This window comes from Magnetospirillum gryphiswaldense MSR-1 v2 (assembly GCF_000513295.1).
In the GTDB taxonomy this organism is placed as follows: domain Bacteria; phylum Pseudomonadota; class Alphaproteobacteria; order Rhodospirillales; family Magnetospirillaceae; genus Magnetospirillum; species Magnetospirillum gryphiswaldense.
This window is the reverse complement of sequence record NC_023065.1, coordinates 2,510,289-2,524,460: the sequence shown is the minus strand read 5'-3', so window position 1 is coordinate 2,524,460 and position 14,172 is coordinate 2,510,289. Positions and strand designations below refer to the sequence as shown.

17 protein-coding genes are annotated in these 14,172 nt (G+C 60.3%); 6 read left to right on the top strand and 11 right to left on the bottom strand.

Annotation, left to right across the window (positions count from 1 at the left end; all coding sequences use genetic code 11):
- Positions 1 to 494: 494 nt before the first annotated feature.
- Entirely contained in the window at positions 495 to 1,760 is a 1,266-nt protein-coding gene (locus MGMSRV2_RS11885) for a response regulator (protein ID WP_024080615.1), read from the top strand.
- Here the strand turns inward: MGMSRV2_RS11885 and MGMSRV2_RS11880 are convergent.
- From MGMSRV2_RS11880 to mms6, 10 genes are all read right to left on the bottom strand, one after another.
- On the bottom strand, positions 1,753 to 2,238 hold the full coding sequence (locus MGMSRV2_RS11880) for a hypothetical protein (protein WP_024080614.1): 486 nt from the start codon (positions 2,236 to 2,238) through the stop codon (positions 1,753 to 1,755). The two genes, MGMSRV2_RS11885 and MGMSRV2_RS11880, sit on opposite strands and share 8 nt — an antisense overlap.
- 151 nt (positions 2,239 to 2,389) lie before the next feature.
- Positions 2,390 to 2,869, bottom strand: coding sequence for a bacteriohemerythrin (locus tag MGMSRV2_RS11875; RefSeq protein WP_024080613.1), 480 nt, complete (start codon positions 2,867 to 2,869; stop codon positions 2,390 to 2,392).
- A gap of 585 nt (positions 2,870 to 3,454) precedes the next feature.
- The gene (locus MGMSRV2_RS21940) at positions 3,455 to 3,913 is read right to left on the bottom strand and encodes a hypothetical protein (protein WP_242410675.1); all 459 of its coding nucleotides are present in this window, start codon (positions 3,911 to 3,913) and stop codon (positions 3,455 to 3,457) included.
- 56 nt (positions 3,914 to 3,969) lie between these two features.
- Positions 3,970 to 4,965, bottom strand: coding sequence for a pentapeptide repeat-containing protein (locus MGMSRV2_RS21935; protein ID WP_024080610.1), 996 nt, complete (start codon positions 4,963 to 4,965; stop codon positions 3,970 to 3,972).
- A gap of 192 nt (positions 4,966 to 5,157) precedes the next feature.
- Complete coding sequence (locus MGMSRV2_RS11860; RefSeq protein ID WP_024080609.1) at positions 5,158 to 5,358, bottom strand: hypothetical protein; 201 nt, start codon at positions 5,356 to 5,358, stop codon at positions 5,158 to 5,160.
- Between the two features lie 71 nt (positions 5,359 to 5,429).
- Positions 5,430 to 5,630, bottom strand: coding sequence for a transposase (locus tag MGMSRV2_RS22425; RefSeq protein WP_158497758.1), 201 nt, complete (start codon positions 5,628 to 5,630; stop codon positions 5,430 to 5,432).
- Between the two features lie 112 nt (positions 5,631 to 5,742).
- Complete coding sequence (locus MGMSRV2_RS11850; protein WP_024080608.1) at positions 5,743 to 7,092, bottom strand: heme biosynthesis HemY N-terminal domain-containing protein; 1,350 nt, start codon at positions 7,090 to 7,092, stop codon at positions 5,743 to 5,745.
- A gap of 3 nt (positions 7,093 to 7,095) precedes the next feature.
- Entirely contained in the window at positions 7,096 to 7,911 is an 816-nt protein-coding gene (locus tag MGMSRV2_RS11845) for a hypothetical protein (protein ID WP_234016306.1), read from the bottom strand.
- A gap of 403 nt (positions 7,912 to 8,314) precedes the next feature.
- Positions 8,315 to 8,638 carry a magnetosome protein MmsF gene (gene mmsF, locus MGMSRV2_RS11840; protein ID WP_024080606.1) on the bottom strand — a complete coding sequence of 108 codons (324 nt, stop codon included), beginning with the start codon at positions 8,636 to 8,638 and terminating at the stop codon, positions 8,315 to 8,317.
- A gap of 15 nt (positions 8,639 to 8,653) precedes the next feature.
- Positions 8,654 to 9,133, bottom strand: coding sequence for a magnetic particle specific iron-binding protein Mms6 (gene mms6 / locus MGMSRV2_RS11835; RefSeq protein WP_024080605.1), 480 nt, complete (start codon positions 9,131 to 9,133; stop codon positions 8,654 to 8,656).
- A 769-nt stretch (positions 9,134 to 9,902) separates the two neighbouring features.
- On the opposite strand from mms6, the gene MGMSRV2_RS22195 reads away from it, so the two are divergent.
- The 4 genes from MGMSRV2_RS22195 (at position 9,903) to mamC (ending at position 11,865) form a co-directional block, all read left to right on the top strand.
- The gene (locus MGMSRV2_RS22195) at positions 9,903 to 10,043 is read left to right on the top strand and encodes a hypothetical protein (protein ID WP_277911708.1); all 141 of its coding nucleotides are present in this window, start codon (positions 9,903 to 9,905) and stop codon (positions 10,041 to 10,043) included.
- A 14-nt stretch (positions 10,044 to 10,057) separates the two neighbouring features.
- Positions 10,058 to 10,393, top strand: coding sequence for a magnetosome protein MamF (gene mamF, locus MGMSRV2_RS11830; protein WP_024080604.1), 336 nt, complete (start codon positions 10,058 to 10,060; stop codon positions 10,391 to 10,393).
- A gap of 120 nt (positions 10,394 to 10,513) precedes the next feature.
- Positions 10,514 to 11,458: a magnetosome protein MamD gene (gene mamD, locus MGMSRV2_RS21710; RefSeq protein WP_024080603.1), complete on the top strand. Its 945-nt coding sequence runs from the start codon at positions 10,514 to 10,516 to the stop codon at positions 11,456 to 11,458.
- A 29-nt stretch (positions 11,459 to 11,487) separates the two neighbouring features.
- Positions 11,488 to 11,865 (top strand): magnetosome protein MamC, encoded by a 378-nt coding sequence (gene mamC, locus MGMSRV2_RS11820; protein WP_024080602.1) that lies wholly within the window; start codon positions 11,488 to 11,490, stop codon positions 11,863 to 11,865.
- A gap of 295 nt (positions 11,866 to 12,160) precedes the next feature.
- Here mamC and MGMSRV2_RS11815 read toward each other — a convergent pair whose 3' ends face one another.
- The gene (locus MGMSRV2_RS11815) at positions 12,161 to 13,021 is read right to left on the bottom strand and encodes an extracellular solute-binding protein (RefSeq protein WP_084028071.1); all 861 of its coding nucleotides are present in this window, start codon (positions 13,019 to 13,021) and stop codon (positions 12,161 to 12,163) included.
- 100 nt (positions 13,022 to 13,121) lie between these two features.
- Here MGMSRV2_RS11815 and MGMSRV2_RS11810 point away from each other — a divergent pair.
- Positions 13,122 to 14,083 (top strand): IS630 family transposase gene (locus tag MGMSRV2_RS11810; RefSeq protein WP_144084247.1). Its coding sequence is split into 2 segments (ribosomal slippage): positions 13,122 to 13,470 and positions 13,470 to 14,083, totalling 963 coding nucleotides; the frame shifts between segments, so codons are not numbered across the junction.
- Positions 14,084 to 14,172: the final 89 nt, after the last annotated feature.

Sequence of the window (14,172 nt, the reverse complement as noted above, 5' to 3'; positions counted from 1 at the left end):
GCTCACCCCCTATCGAGCAGACCGAATCTCCATTCTTACCATAACTTGATTTATGACGCAGTGGAATTAGGATTGGAGGATGACGGGCGGGTTTTTCCCCTCGGCTTTTTTTGGGGGGGGCGAGTCAAAAATGTCGGTTCCGGCATCTTGGCGTCCCGTGCGCTTTCCGCTTCAGGCGAGGGCACCTCTTTCTCCGGCCCCATTTTTGTCTCCTGTCGTTGCCGACGCAGGGACCGGCGAGGCGTGCGGCAACCGGGTGAGCGCAATCGGATGCCGATGTCATTGGTGGGGGCGGACGAATCACTCCTGTAGGAGTTTTGCCACCCCTATGGGTCTAGGAGGCCGCAATATCCGCCTGATTCACAAGGGGTTTGAAAGAGGGGCATAATCATGCTTCAATACACGGAGTTCAAGGGGGGGGCGTTTTCCGCATTTATTAACAGTTTCTCTGGGATATGGGCAGCGAAAAGCACTTTTGGCCAGGGGGGGGGGGAATGTCTTTGAATACTCCCTTCTTGGGCAAGGCCTGCCTTGTCGTTGCGAAGGACGATTTTCTCAGTGGATTGATCGTGACGTCCTTGCATCAGATCGGGTTTGCCGATGTGCAGACGGCGGGGGACGTCGCCGATGCCGTTCAATTGGTATCATCGACCGCTTATGATGTCATAGTTTGCGCAGGCAAAACAACGGACGAACCCCTCCATATGGTTCGGTGCATCCGCATGGAAACGCCCGAGGGGGCTGCGGTTGGAGCGATAATTGGCATCACAGGTCATATGGATGTCAGCGATTTGGCGGCGATGCGAAATTCTGGCGCGAATTGCATCGTAACCCTGCCTATCAATACCCGCAGCATGCTAAAAAACGTCAATCGGGCGCTGGGCGACCATCGGGAGATGATCTCGAATGCGACCTATCGGGGGCCTTGTCGGCGGAACTCCGTGCCCCATACTTACAATGGGGCGCTCCGTCGTGTCACCGACCAGGCTCTGCCGGCCCCGTCTCTATCGGCCTCCTCCCCTTCCGCTGGGACTGTGGACTTGCCCGGAAAGAGTGGAGAGCGTTTCTCCGTTTATGCGGCTTCAGCCTCGAAGCGGCATGGGCTTTTGCACCCCAAGGCGGTGCTCGAGAATGACGAGTCGCTTGATTCCCAAACATCTATCATCTTCATCGGCGTGAATGAAATTGCGGCCAGAATTGAGCATTTGAAGCGAGCCTTGCATGCGGCCGACGACGAGCAGACGAGAGGAGAAGTGCGCTCTGAGATCATGGAGGCGGCTGAACGGCTTGTTAATCTCATAAAACTGGTGGATCTCGACGAGAACTCTGGTCGGCCTCAAGTTGAGGCTGTGCGGCAGAATATCAAGAAGTTGACGACTCTCTTCACCGATATATTGCGGCAGATGTCTAATTCCAGGCTGGATGCCATCGTTACCGATATGGAGAGGTTTCTGTACGGCGGGGAGATTGTGTTGGGTGGCAGCGACCAGCTGCGGGAGCGATTGGCGTCGGTGGAGGAAATCGAAGTGATTCTGGGGGGGCGCAAAACCAACGAGAGCATGAAGCGGAAGCTGGATTTCGCATGGGAAGGAATCGGAAAGCTTCAGCAAATGGAGGCTGATCAGTTTAGCTTGGTCGACCTTGAACGAAATAAGCGGCAGCGGCGGGGTGTGCGCCCTGTCGAGGACGGAGGCGCAGCCAGTCAGAACGCAGTCGCGGACCTCCTGCGGTCTCGTGTCAACGGTGGCGGGACTACTTGATCTGAAGTTTCTGTCGTTCGGGGGGGCGTGCGGCGGCTACGGGCTTCGGCACCGGGGACGGTTTTGGCGGAGCCGCCGGATACGATGGCAGAGCCAATCTGGCAGCGACCACATCGGCCTCGACCTGTTTTAATCCGCGGCGGAGAGCGTCATTCTCGGATTTGAGGCGTCTGGCCTGCAGCCAGTGCTGTTCACTCTGCTGAAGACACATTTGCAAGATGACCTCCTGGCGCCTGGTCTTCGTATCCGGGGAGCCGAGATTGTCCGGAGATGTTTCCGCCGTTTGGACAATGCCGCCGCCCTGAATGACGGCTTCGGTCATCTGCGCCAATTGAGCGACGGCGGCAATCACTGCCTGATCGGAAGGCGTCCCCGGCGCGTCTGGAAGCTTGCCGCAGACGTCCAGAACTTTTAGCAGGAATTCACGGGATTTCTGCAGGTTCGCCAGAGCGACAGACTGTATAGAAGGGGGAGCCATCTCTTACACACCAGAGGTACCGCAGATAATCGTATTCTTTCTGAATACACGGAAATCAGCAATCATGTCGTGGCGGATGGCAAGAACCGAACCACGGGCGCGGCAAAGAAGAATCGTCTCGCGCTGTTCTGAAGATCTCGACCGGTTCGGGCTATGGAGCAAACACTGGATCCAGGCCTGCTGCCAGATAGACCAAGGCGCGGTTATCCACATTCTCGTTGGTTAGAAGTCCTTTATATTGTAAATCTACGCCCTGAATGTGTTGAGTAAGCCAGTCAGCGACCAATCGCGCCAGAGCGAGGATGGTCGTAAGATCGTGGTTCGTCCGGTATTCCTTGATGAGAAGGGTGACGCGATCGTCAAAGGCGTCGTGGGCGCTGATATGTTCGGCCAATTGAGGGTAGTCGATTTTGGCCATGGCGAGTTGCTCTCGTAGGAAATGGCCCTCGATATATTCCTCAAGGATGTTGATGGCCGTTTCGATCAGATAGGTTTGTTCATTGCTCGGACTGGATACCACATCTTGCATCAGCGCCGCCAGGCGAAAGAACGCCTGATGGTCTTCATCGATGACATCAACGTTTACCGAGAACTTATCGTTCCATTCAGGAAGTGTATTGTTCTGTTCCATGAACGACCTCACTGCTACATAGCCAACTCGTATCGTTAAGGGATGTTTTGAAAATAGATGATTTGTGCGCTGCGGATTTTTGGTGTCTCGCCAAAGACCGGACGCCCCAGGGCGAGGCGAGGTTCGAAGAGTATCATGTGATTGGCTATTCCAGGTGATAAATATACTCGCAATTCAGGGGGGGCGCCCAATCTGGATATCAATAATCGCTTGACTGGCGCAGGTTCCTTGGCGATGAATCGACCCGTCCGCGCTGCTTTGGCCGGAACTCATACTGTGAAGGCATCAAAAGTGGAGCCAGATCATCCTTTCCGATTCAACATGCGTCTCAAGGCGATGAGCTCTGGCAGCTGGATACGGACACTCGTCGTCGCGGCACTGGGCCTGACAGTAGCGGTTTTGTTTGTGCAGCTTTTTGTCGCGGTTGCCGTGGGAACGGTCATCGTGTTCCTCGTCCGTTCGGCGGCTCAGCGCGCGTTGGGGCCTGGATCCCGGATACAGTTGAGAATTCCGTCGAAACTCTCGGCGCGATTCAAGGCCTGGATGTGGCGGCGGTAAGGTAACCGTCGCCTTGATGGAGCAAGGTTAGGGGCGGGGAGGCTGATTGCTGCGAACGCTGTAGCAGATAACGTCAATACCCTCGCTCTGGGTGTCGTTGGTGGCTTTCCACTTCCGGGCGACGCGCTCGAAGGTGAAGAGGTCCCGCTGTGTCTGGGGATTGGAGTATAACTCCTCCAGTACAAGAACCTCACCGACAACTCCCACCGGCGTCAGACGCGCCGACGGGGAAATGGAATTGGCGATGAGTTCGTCGCTCTCGGTCCCTTCGGGGTCGATGCGGACCGTCGCCATGCTCCAGTTGACCGCCACATATGAGTCCACATGCATATCGCGCAGCATGCTGATATACAGCCCGCCACAGCGCAGCGCATTGGTCGGGTCGCCGAATCCGACAAGAATGGCGTTCCCGCTGGTTGTCATCGGGACGCTGACGTCCTGACCCAGGAAATTACGGTTATATTGGACCAGCAAGTTAAGAAGCATGGCCTTTTCAGCCTTGGTCTTCCGTCTTAGCTGATCCGAATACAAGGCGAGAATCGCTAGGTCCCGGGTCTCATAAGTGTAGAACGGGCTGTCTGCCTCATCATCGAGGATCTCATTGCCCTGGAACAGGGGGGGGGTGGGGGGGCTTCCAGATCGGTGGTGGACAGAAGGTCGGAAATCTCCGACTCGGCCAGTCGAGGCGGAACGGGCTTGGCGACGGGGGCGAAATCTGTCAGTTCGGCCATGCCTCCCGCCATATCCTCGTCAGACAGGCTCATCGGCGGCTCAGGCTGTTCCAATTCAATCCCGGACTCGACCTCTGCTTCGATCGCGGGTGATGTTTCCTGCTCATCGGGGATTTTGTCGTCCCACGCTTCCTCGGCATCAAGCCCAACATCCAAGTCGTTTGGCGGAAGCTCGATCGGCTCCGGAGGGGGGGTACGATCGGTGGAGGCTGGGGCTTTGTCAGGAAGGACCGGTAGGGGCTCCGCCTCAGCCTCATCATAGGATTGCGGGGCCTCCGGTTCCGGAACGGCGTCGGGGGCCTGGGTGCGCGAGGAGGATCGACGAATGACTGCGCCGGACATGTTGGCGCCATCCAGCAGAGTGCCTGCGGTTACAGCATCGGTCAGGTCAGCGCCGGAGAAATTGGCGTTGCGGGCGTCGGCGCCAGCAAGATTGGCTCCGGTCAGCGTTGCGCCGGAGAAATTGGCGCCCATCAGCTTGGCCCCGGCAAGATTGGCCCCGGTCAAGTCAACTCCGGACAGATCCATCCTTCCGGCCAAGTTGGCGCCGGCCAGATTGGCCATGCGCATATTGGCGCCGGAGAAGTTAGCGCGCAGCAAAGTTGCGCCGGCAAGGTTGGCGCCCTGCAGCTTCGCGCCGGAGAGGTCGGCGTCTTCAAGGCTGGCCCGAGGAAGGTTGCTGTCCCTGAGATTCGCCCCCGACAGAACTGCCTTGCGCAGATTGGCAAGGGACAGCAGCGAGCCGCTGAGATCCATCCCGGCAAGGTTGGCTCCTCGCAGATTGGCGCTGGTCAGATCCGGTCGCACATCAGGCTCCTGCTGGCGCCAAGCGTTCCAGTCGCCAGCCCCTTGGCCAAGATGTTGTAGGTGGTGTACGTTTCCCATCACATGCAATCGATCTATCTATTCGAACATTCAGATCATACACCGGGCCGTGATATTTTGGAAAACTTATCGTAAAGGTTTTGTGGAGACGGAAGGAGTAGGGCGTGTCGTCAGCTAGGGGATTGAACGAAACCGCTGGCGCGGTAATGGAGCCTGAGGGGACAGCAAAGGCCTCGCCATGTCGTCCAACTGCCGCAGACTGGGCTTGCGCCGTTTCCAGGCATAGAAGCCGCTGGCGCTGACGCCAAACAGAGCGCATATCCGAGCGAGAGACAATTCCTTGGCCTTCTTCTCGCCGATGATTCGAAACATCATCGACTTGTCTCCTTCGCGAAGAAGGCCGCTGTTTTTTTTAACAGGCCACGCTCGGCACGAAGAATTTCGTTTTATCGCCGAAGCCGTGCCAACTCTTTTTGCACATCGTCATGTGGGCCTGACAGCAACTCGGTCTCGCGGTGCCGAGCCAGCCACTTGCCAAGCATCGACTTCCCAATCCCAAGATTATCCGCTACCTCGCCGATGGTGCGGTCGCTGGTTTGAACCAGACGGATCGCTTCTCGCCGGAATTCCTCCGTGAACGCCTTCATCCTTGAACCAGACATAACAGTATCCCTCGTGCAGTTTTATCACAGCACGCTCTCCACTCTTTCCGGGCAAGTCCACCTTAACGTTGTTTAGTTAACAAACAACGCGATGCCCTCATGTACTGCGGAACAGTCGCGGCGTCTCCATGCTCGACGCAGTTGTGGCGGGTGGCAGCAACGCCTCCTCGGCCTTAACCGACCGCGTCCACTCAATGGTGGCGACACCAGCGCAGGACGGGCAACAAGCCGCCCACGCCTCCACCACGCGAGCACAAGCACCACAGACCCAAGCAGGAGAGAGCGAAGCCTCATGCTCCCGCCGCCGCCAGATCTCAGCCGACCGCGCCGACCCTCCAGGCTCCCTTTCCTCGATTTCGGCCATCAGCCGACATCCCAGCGCATCGGGAGCGATCTTCAATGCCGCCATGATGTGGCGGCGTGCCACCCCCCATTTCTGAACGGCAAAGGCAGCCTCTCCGGCGGCCAAGTGCCCATCGGGATGATGGGGGGCGATTGCCGCCAGGGCCTCCAGCCTCTTCAGGCAAGCATCCTGATCCTCGTCGCGCCACAATGGTGCACAAGCATCAAGCAGCACTCGAGCAGGAACATGCGGCCAAACGGACGCCAGCAGGGTCTCGGCCTCTGCCTTGCGTCCCTCGGAAACCTCGGCCCGGATCACGTGCAACGCAGGAGGCAGAAAAGTCTGGTCCGCCGCCATAGCCTCGCGCGCCAGACGCAAGGGACGAGCGGGATCACCGGGGGATGCCTCCAAAGCTTGTCCCTCAAGCGCCACCGATCGCCACCGCGCAGCCACCAAGGGCGTCAGCCGACCAGCCAGAACCGCCTCACCAATCCAGGCCTGGGCTGCCCCCCATTCCCCAGCCCGGATCTTGGCGGAAAAGGCCTCTAAATCCTCTCGGCTCGGCCCGGCGGGAGCGGCGGCGAGTTTTTCAACGACGACAGGCTGTATCTTATCCACCACCGGAGTCGGCGGTGGTGGCGGGCCCGGCTTTCGCGCGAACAGACGCCCCTTCGCGGCCTCCAACCGGGTCGGCGCCACCGGCTGTGCGGGCGGGCGCGGCAAAAGCCGGTCCAGGCGGGCGGCAAGTCCGGGATTGTTCAGCAGCCGCGCAGCCTCGGCCGCGAAGCGGCGGCCTTCGCCGACATCCCCACTCTCTGCCGCATCCAGGGCCGCCAGCAAGGCACTCATGCCTTTTTCCAGCCCCCGTGCCTGCCGGGATTTCCCCAGTTTGGAGGGTAGGTCGGCCACCAATGCCGAAAGACGCGACAGGGCGGAAAAAATCAGAAACACCACCAGGATCACGGCCAGAAGAACCGGCATATTGCTGTCCACGTGCCAGCCAAGCCATTCCACCTGCACCGATCCGACATTGTCTGAGAACCACAGGGTGGCAAACACAACCGGCGACATGAAAATCAACAGGACGATCAGGCGTAATAGCATGGATCACTCGTCTCGAGACGAGGCGACGGTCATGGCCATCGCCGACAATTCAGACAATGCAGCATCCGCGGACAGACGCAATTCCGCCGCCTCCAGCCAGGGTTGGATGGCCGCAAGGGACGGCCCTTCCGCGCGACGGAGCAAGGCGGCAGCCCCGGCTAAATCGCCCCCGGCCAGCAACCGGGAAGTGCTGTTCAGGATACCATCCAGCCCCTCTTCGCCCCCCTCGGTGCGTCTGATCAATACCGCACCTCCCAGCCACCGCCGGATATTTGGTGGCACCCAACCGGAATCCGCGGGGACATCAAGCTTACGTGCCGCGGCGGCCGTCACCCGAAAACTTTCGGCCAAACCCACACGGGTGACGATTCCCGTCGCCGAGCCCATCACCAGCGGCGCCAGCTTATCGGCGGTGCCTTTCTCGGCCAGTATCATGGCCGCTTTCATCTGTGCAGGGTAAGGACTGCCCCGGTCAACCGCTTCCCGCAATTGTCCGAGTGCGGCCAGGAACAAGGGCGCGCGATCCCGCCGCTCGGCGATACGTCGGAAAGCCGCCTCCGCCTTCTCCACCGCACCGGAGAGCTTGGTTGCGCCCCCTTCATCCGCCGCCAACTTGCGAACAATCTCCAAGTCCCCTTTAAGCGTTGCGATCTCCGCCGCCATCCAAGACATCTGCTCCGGATCGGCGGAAACACCAGCCGCCTCTTTACGAGGGTCTTCCCCCGCCGTGCGGGGATTAGCCTCTAGCATGGCTAGGCGCCGGTCGGCCTCCGCGATCCGCATAGCCAGGGGAGCCAGGGCGGCTTCCACCATATCCATCCGTTCATCCAGGGTCGCGGGACGCGGAGCGCCAACAGATCCGCCGTCACCTATCCAGGACAGCAATGAGCCAGGAAAACTCCCAAGGCGAGGTGCCAACCAAGGCCATGCCAGCACGGCTACGACCACGGCGATGGCCAGATACAGAACCAGGACCTGTCCACCACCATCCCGGCGTCGAGCCGGACGGCGACCACTCGGTCCCGGTGCCTTTTCGTTGATGTCCATTGGCTCCGCTTCCGCTAGCTGCGCGGCCTGCAACCGGGCCCAACCGCCCCGCAACGGCGATTTTCACGATCACCGATCCCTTTGGCAAGACATTAATATTATAGATGAAACGGTCCTGAAACAGCTGATGCCCTGCACAGCCGGGCATCAGACGTAAATCACCCGAGGCCGAACCTCAGATCCGGTCGGCCACCCAGCTGACCACGGGCAGTTTCCATGCCCGCTGGAACACCACGGAGACCAAGCCCAGAAGGGAGAATACCAGGACCCCCATGGATGAAAACCCGAAAATCCACTTCCCCAGAACGGGAACATGCAGCGCGAACAGCGCCAGCACGCCCCACATCCAGATCACCAGACCCTGCTTGGCGTGGAAGTAGACAAACTCGTCGTCCCGATCCACCAGCAGCGGAACGAAGCACAGGACGCTGAGATAAGACAGCGCCGCCATGACGGTCGTGCGCGCGCCAAGAGTGCTCCGAAGGATTGCTTCAACCATGTCCCCCCCCCCCGTTCAGGACAGCGCGTCGCGCAGTTCGACTTCTTCATCGCTCTGTGCCGCTTCGATATCACGGCTCTTCATATAGGCGTAGACTGCCCCGGCCCCGACGACACCGAGGATGAGCGGCCCCCAAGCCCCAAGGCCCATACCGAGCCCCAGGGCAAGCCCCTTACCGGACCAGATGGTGCCGCCGACAGCCTTGGCGCCGGCGCCGACCTTCCCAACGCCAACCGCAGCGGCCTTGGCCCCAGCGCCCTGCGCCGCGACAACCTTGGTTCCAGCCCCCTGCGCCGCGACAACCTTGGTTCCAGCCCCCTGCGCCGCGGCGGGCGCGGCTCCGGCCTTGGCAGCGCCAACCTTGCCCGCGCCAACCTTGCCCGCGCCAACCTTGGCAGTCGCGCCTTCGCGTTCCATTTCACCCAGGGCGGCGGCCTTGGTTCCGACCGGAACCCCAGGGGGGCAAACCATTCCGTTGGCGATCTGAGCAGGCACCAGAGTTCTCCTTAGCAATCAAGTAGTGCGGGACTGAAAAACATCAGCCTCACCAGACATACAATTCAATACCATGAGGTTGCCGAATAGGACAACCTGTATGGGGCTAAAAAACACTATTACATGGAAGTTACGAGCGATTATTATCTGCACCGCCCCCGCTAGCTGCGGGTTATTCGCATTTGCCTCTGCGCGGGTTTTGACAGCAGCCCCTGTTGCACCCGGCCCCGCTGTCGCGGTTCTTGTGGACACAGCGAAGCACCGCAGCTCCCGCCAAAACCACAAGCCCAATAATTGTCGACAAATCCCAAAGAGTAAGCACGGGACGATCCCTTAACGCCAATGACCACCACCACCTTAAACCTCCCCACAGAAATCTGCCACCGTGAGCAAAGCACCCTGTTTGGCAGGCATGGCGCGCAGCGATGACCAGGGAAGGAATTGACAGGTGGAGTCCAGTCAGCCCTACCTAAGCGCCCACGACAGCATAAGGAATAACTCTATTTTTGCACACCCCGTCGCCTGAAGCCACCTTGACAGAAATTGATATCTATTCTCAACTTTTTCGCTTTACTAGCTCTTAGTTCTCCAATAAATTCCCTGCGTCGATTTTAAGGGGCAGAGAGGGAATCGTGCATACACTTGCCGGAGATCAGATGATCAAGGGCATCGCGGGAGTTGGCGGAACCGCCCTTGGCGTCGGTGGCGGAGTGCCGCCCCTCCGGTCTCTGCCGCTGCTGTCGGCAGCACCTTGCTGGCCGGCAAGGGGGTGTGCCTGGGGCTGGGGCTTGGCCTCGGTGCTTGGGGTCCCGTTCTTCTCGGCGTTGCCGGATTGGCTTGCGCCGCCTCCCTATGTGATTATCTGAAGAATCGCAAAGCGCAGGCTGAGGCCTCCGCCGAGCCTGCTTAAGCGAGGGCAAAGCAATGGCCGAGACTATTTTGATCGAAACTAAAACCGCTGGCGGCAACTGCCGTTCATATCTGATGGCGGGCGCTAGCTATCTGGGCATCCTCTGCTTCGTCCCGCTGCTTATGAGCCGCGATGACGAATATGTGTACTTCCATGCCAAGCAGGGGCTGGTGCTGTGGATGTGGAGCATCCTGGCCATGTTCGCGCTGCATCTGCCGGGCATCGGCAAGTGGCTCTTCGGCTTCTCGTCCATGGGCGTCCTGATGCTGTCCGTGGTCGGCTTGGTCTCGGTGGCGCTGCGCCGCACCTGGCGTCTGCCCCTGATCAGCCATGTAGTCGCCCTGATCTGACGGCGAGCGATCTAACGGACCCGGACAGCAGCGCAAGCACGCGACCGGAGTCCTTTGCTTTGGAGTCCCAAGCGGCTTCTGCCATGTAGGCGCAGTTTCGTCTCAGGAAAGGCCAATACCATGCAGGACCTTTTTCTCGCCAAGGTCGAAAGCGCCATGCAGGCGTCCCAGGTCGGGGCACTTGCCGGTCAGACGGCGACGGTCTCGTCAGTCTCGGCCACGACCAATCTGGCCACCATAACCCCAACCACCGCCGGGCAGGCCCCTATCATCGTCAAACTGGACGCGGCACGGCAGGTGACGGAGTTGCAGGCCCTGATGGGAAAGACCGTGCTGGTCGGAAAGACCCCGACCACCATCGGCGGCATCGGAAACTGGATTGCCTTGACCCCGGCGGCGGGAGCCAAGACCGGCGCTGCCGTGGCCGGAACCGGTCAGCTGGTCATGATGAAGGTCGAGGGCACCGGCGCGGCCATCAAGCTTCCCGCCCTGGCGGGTAAGAGCTTCATCGTCGCCCAGCCCCCCGTAGCCGCCGGAACCAAAGCGGCGGGCATGCTCTATCTGAATCCGGTTGGCGGTGGTGATATGGTGGCCATCAACATTCAGAACGCCATGACCCAGACCGGCGGCTTGGTCGGCAAGACCTTCACCGTCGCCCCCAGCCCCGTCATTGGCGGCACCACCGGTAAATTCCTGGTCCTGAAGCCCATGGCGACCGGGGTCGGCAAGGCGGTGGGCAGCGGCGCCGTCGTCGCCAAGTTCGTACCCGCCGCCGTCACCGGCACGGGCGGAGCGGCGGCTATCGGGGCCGGATCCGCCACCACCCTGATGGCCACGGGCGCCAGTACGATCACCCCCGTCACTGCCGCCGCCGCTGGCAGCGCCATGCTGACAGCCAAAGGTGTTGGCCTCGGGCTTGGCCTGGGCCTCGGCGCCTGGGGGCCGTTCGCCCTAGGGGCTATCGGCCTAGCGGGTGTTGTCGCGCTTTATACCTGGGCGCGCCGCCGCCATGGCGCTCCCGATGTTTCCGATGACGCTCTTCTGGCGGCTGTCGGCGAGGAATAAGCCTGACCCTTGAATTAAGGACAACAGCGATGAGCTTTCAACTTGCGCCGTACTTGGCGAAATCCGTCCCTGGAATCGGCATTCTCGGCGGCATTGTCGGTGGCGCCGCCGCCCTTGCCAAGAATGCCCGCCTTTTGAAGGACAAGCAGATAACCGGCACAGAAGCGGCCATCGACACCGGCAAGGAAGCCGCCGGCGCCGGGCTTGCCACCGCTTTCTCCGCCGTCGCCGCCACCGCCGTCGGCGGTGGGTTGGTGGTCTCGTTGGGAGCCGCCCTAATCGCCGGCGTCGCCGCCAAATACGCCTGGGACCTGGGTGTCGATTTCATCGAGAAGGAATTGCGTCACGGCAAGTCCGCCGAGGCGACAGCGTCCGACGAAGACATTCTGAGGGAAGAATTGGCCTGAAATATTGGGCTGGTTCACGGCATTCAGACACCGGCGGAGGCCAGGGCGTTGGTTGTTATCTAAACAACGCCCTGGCAGAACCGAACAAGAACACTGTCGTCATTCACCCCGATGTGCTCTCTCTGCCCCACTCTCTGCCTCTGACCGCTGTGCCCCCGACAGCGGCCATCCGGCGGGAACGTCCGCTGAGGCCCTTGTGTGCCAAGAACGGGCATTCATGATGGCGCCGCGCCGGCGTGGGGCGCTCCGATGCCCCTTAGGTTCAATCCGGGGCGCGCACAATTTCGTTGGAAGATTACCCCCAGCCAACCCGATCAAAGATACGAATAGATTGGACGTTGTTCTCTCCCAACATGGCGACGTTGATCGTCTCCTCCTTGAAATCTCCCCAGGACGATACGAGCTGCGAGCGCTTGGCCCCAGGAAGAACGGGGAACTCGTTGTTGGCCTCGGCGTAAAACTGCTGCGCTTCGGCCCCTGAGAGGAACTCCACCAGCTTGATCGCCTCTGCCTTGTTCTTGGCGGACTTGGTGACACCCGCTCCCGAGATATTCATATGCGTGCCACGCCCCTGCTGCCCTGGCCAGAACAGCGCGACCTTGTTCGCTGCGTCGCGCTCCTCGGCCTTGTCGGATGTCAGCATTCCCGCAAAGTAATAGGTATTGGCAATGGCGATGTCGCATTGTCCCGATGCGACGGCGGCAATCTGATCGCGGTCGCCGCCTTGCGGCTTCCTGGCCATGTTATCGACTACACCCTTGGCCCACTTTTCTGAAACTTCCGCCCCATCAACGGCAATCATTCCCGCCAGCAGCGATTGGTTATAGGCAGAAGCCGAACTGCACACGCAAACGCGCCCCTTCCATTTCGGGGAGGCCAAGTCATCGAAGGTGGAAAGATCGGAGGGCTTGACGCGGTCCTTACTGAAAAAGATCACTCGCGCACGAGCCGACTGGCCGAACCAATAGCCCTGGGGGTCTCGGTACTTTGTGGGGACGCTATTGTCAAGAACCGGCGACGATATTGGCAGCAGCAGCCCCTCGACCCGTGCACGGTTGAGACGAGCCACGTCGGTAGTCTGGAAGATATCGGCGGAGCTATTGTTGCCCTCGCTTTTCAGTTTTTCGATCAACTGGCCCTCACCCGCTGATAGCAGATTAGAGCGGTTTCACGCCGAGCGGAATCGGTAGAGGATTCCCCCTGAGGTCATTTTGTGATTCAACATCTTCGGTAACAACGCTCCCGAGGATGATGCGATGACGTGGCGCTCAGGGCAGTCCTATTCTCAGGACTTGCGCGATAGAGTTTTGGCGGCTGTGGACAGCGGCATGAGCGCCTACGAGGTGGCGCCGCTGTTCCGGGTGAGCGTTTCGTACATCTACAAGGCCCAAGGCCGCCGCCGGGCCACCGGCGAGACGACGGTGAAGCCACGGCCTGGGCGGCCAGGACAGAAGCTGGCGGCTCACCTTGAGGCGTTGCAGGCGCAGATCAAGGTCGAGCCCGATGCCACGCTGGCTGAGTTGCGCGCCTGGGTTCTGGCCGAATTGGGCGTGTCGATCAGCGTCGGCGGCCTGTGGAACACGCTTGAGCGGCTCGACCTCAGTCTGAAAAAAAGAGTGCGCATGCTGCCGAGCAGGAACGTCCCGACGTAGCCGAAGGACGCATCGCCTGGCGAGCCGAGCAGCCGGCGCTGGACCCAACCCGCTTGGTCTTCCTTGATGAAACCGGGGCATCGACCAACATGACCCGGCGCTACGGACGGGCGCCGCGCGGTCAGCGGCTGCTGGCTGCGGTGCCGCACGGTCATTGGAAAATGACCACCTTCGTCGGGGCGCTCCGGCATGACGGAATCTCCGCCCCCTTCGTCATCGACAAGGCGATGAATGGCGCGATCTTCCTGGCCTATGTCGAGCAGGTCCTGGCTCCGACCTTGCGGCCCGGCGACATCGTCGTAATGGACAATCTGCCCGCCCACAAGGTGGCAGGGGTCAAGCAACTCATCGAAGCCCGAGGGGCCACCCTGCGGTATCTGCCGCCCTACTCCCCAGACCTCAATCCCATCGAGCTCGCCTTCGCCAAGCTCAAGAGCCTGCTGCGAAAGGCGCAAGCCCGCACCATCAACACCTTATGGGACGTGATCGGAAAACTCATCGACCTGTTTCCGCCCGAGGAATGCGCCAATTTCTTCGCCCACGACGGATATGGACGCTCGATGTGAAAATGCTCTAGCTGCGGCGATGGCGGGCGGCGGCAGAGCCAAAAATTAAGCCCGCCATCAAGCCGACAGCCACGGCGGCACCCAGCGGA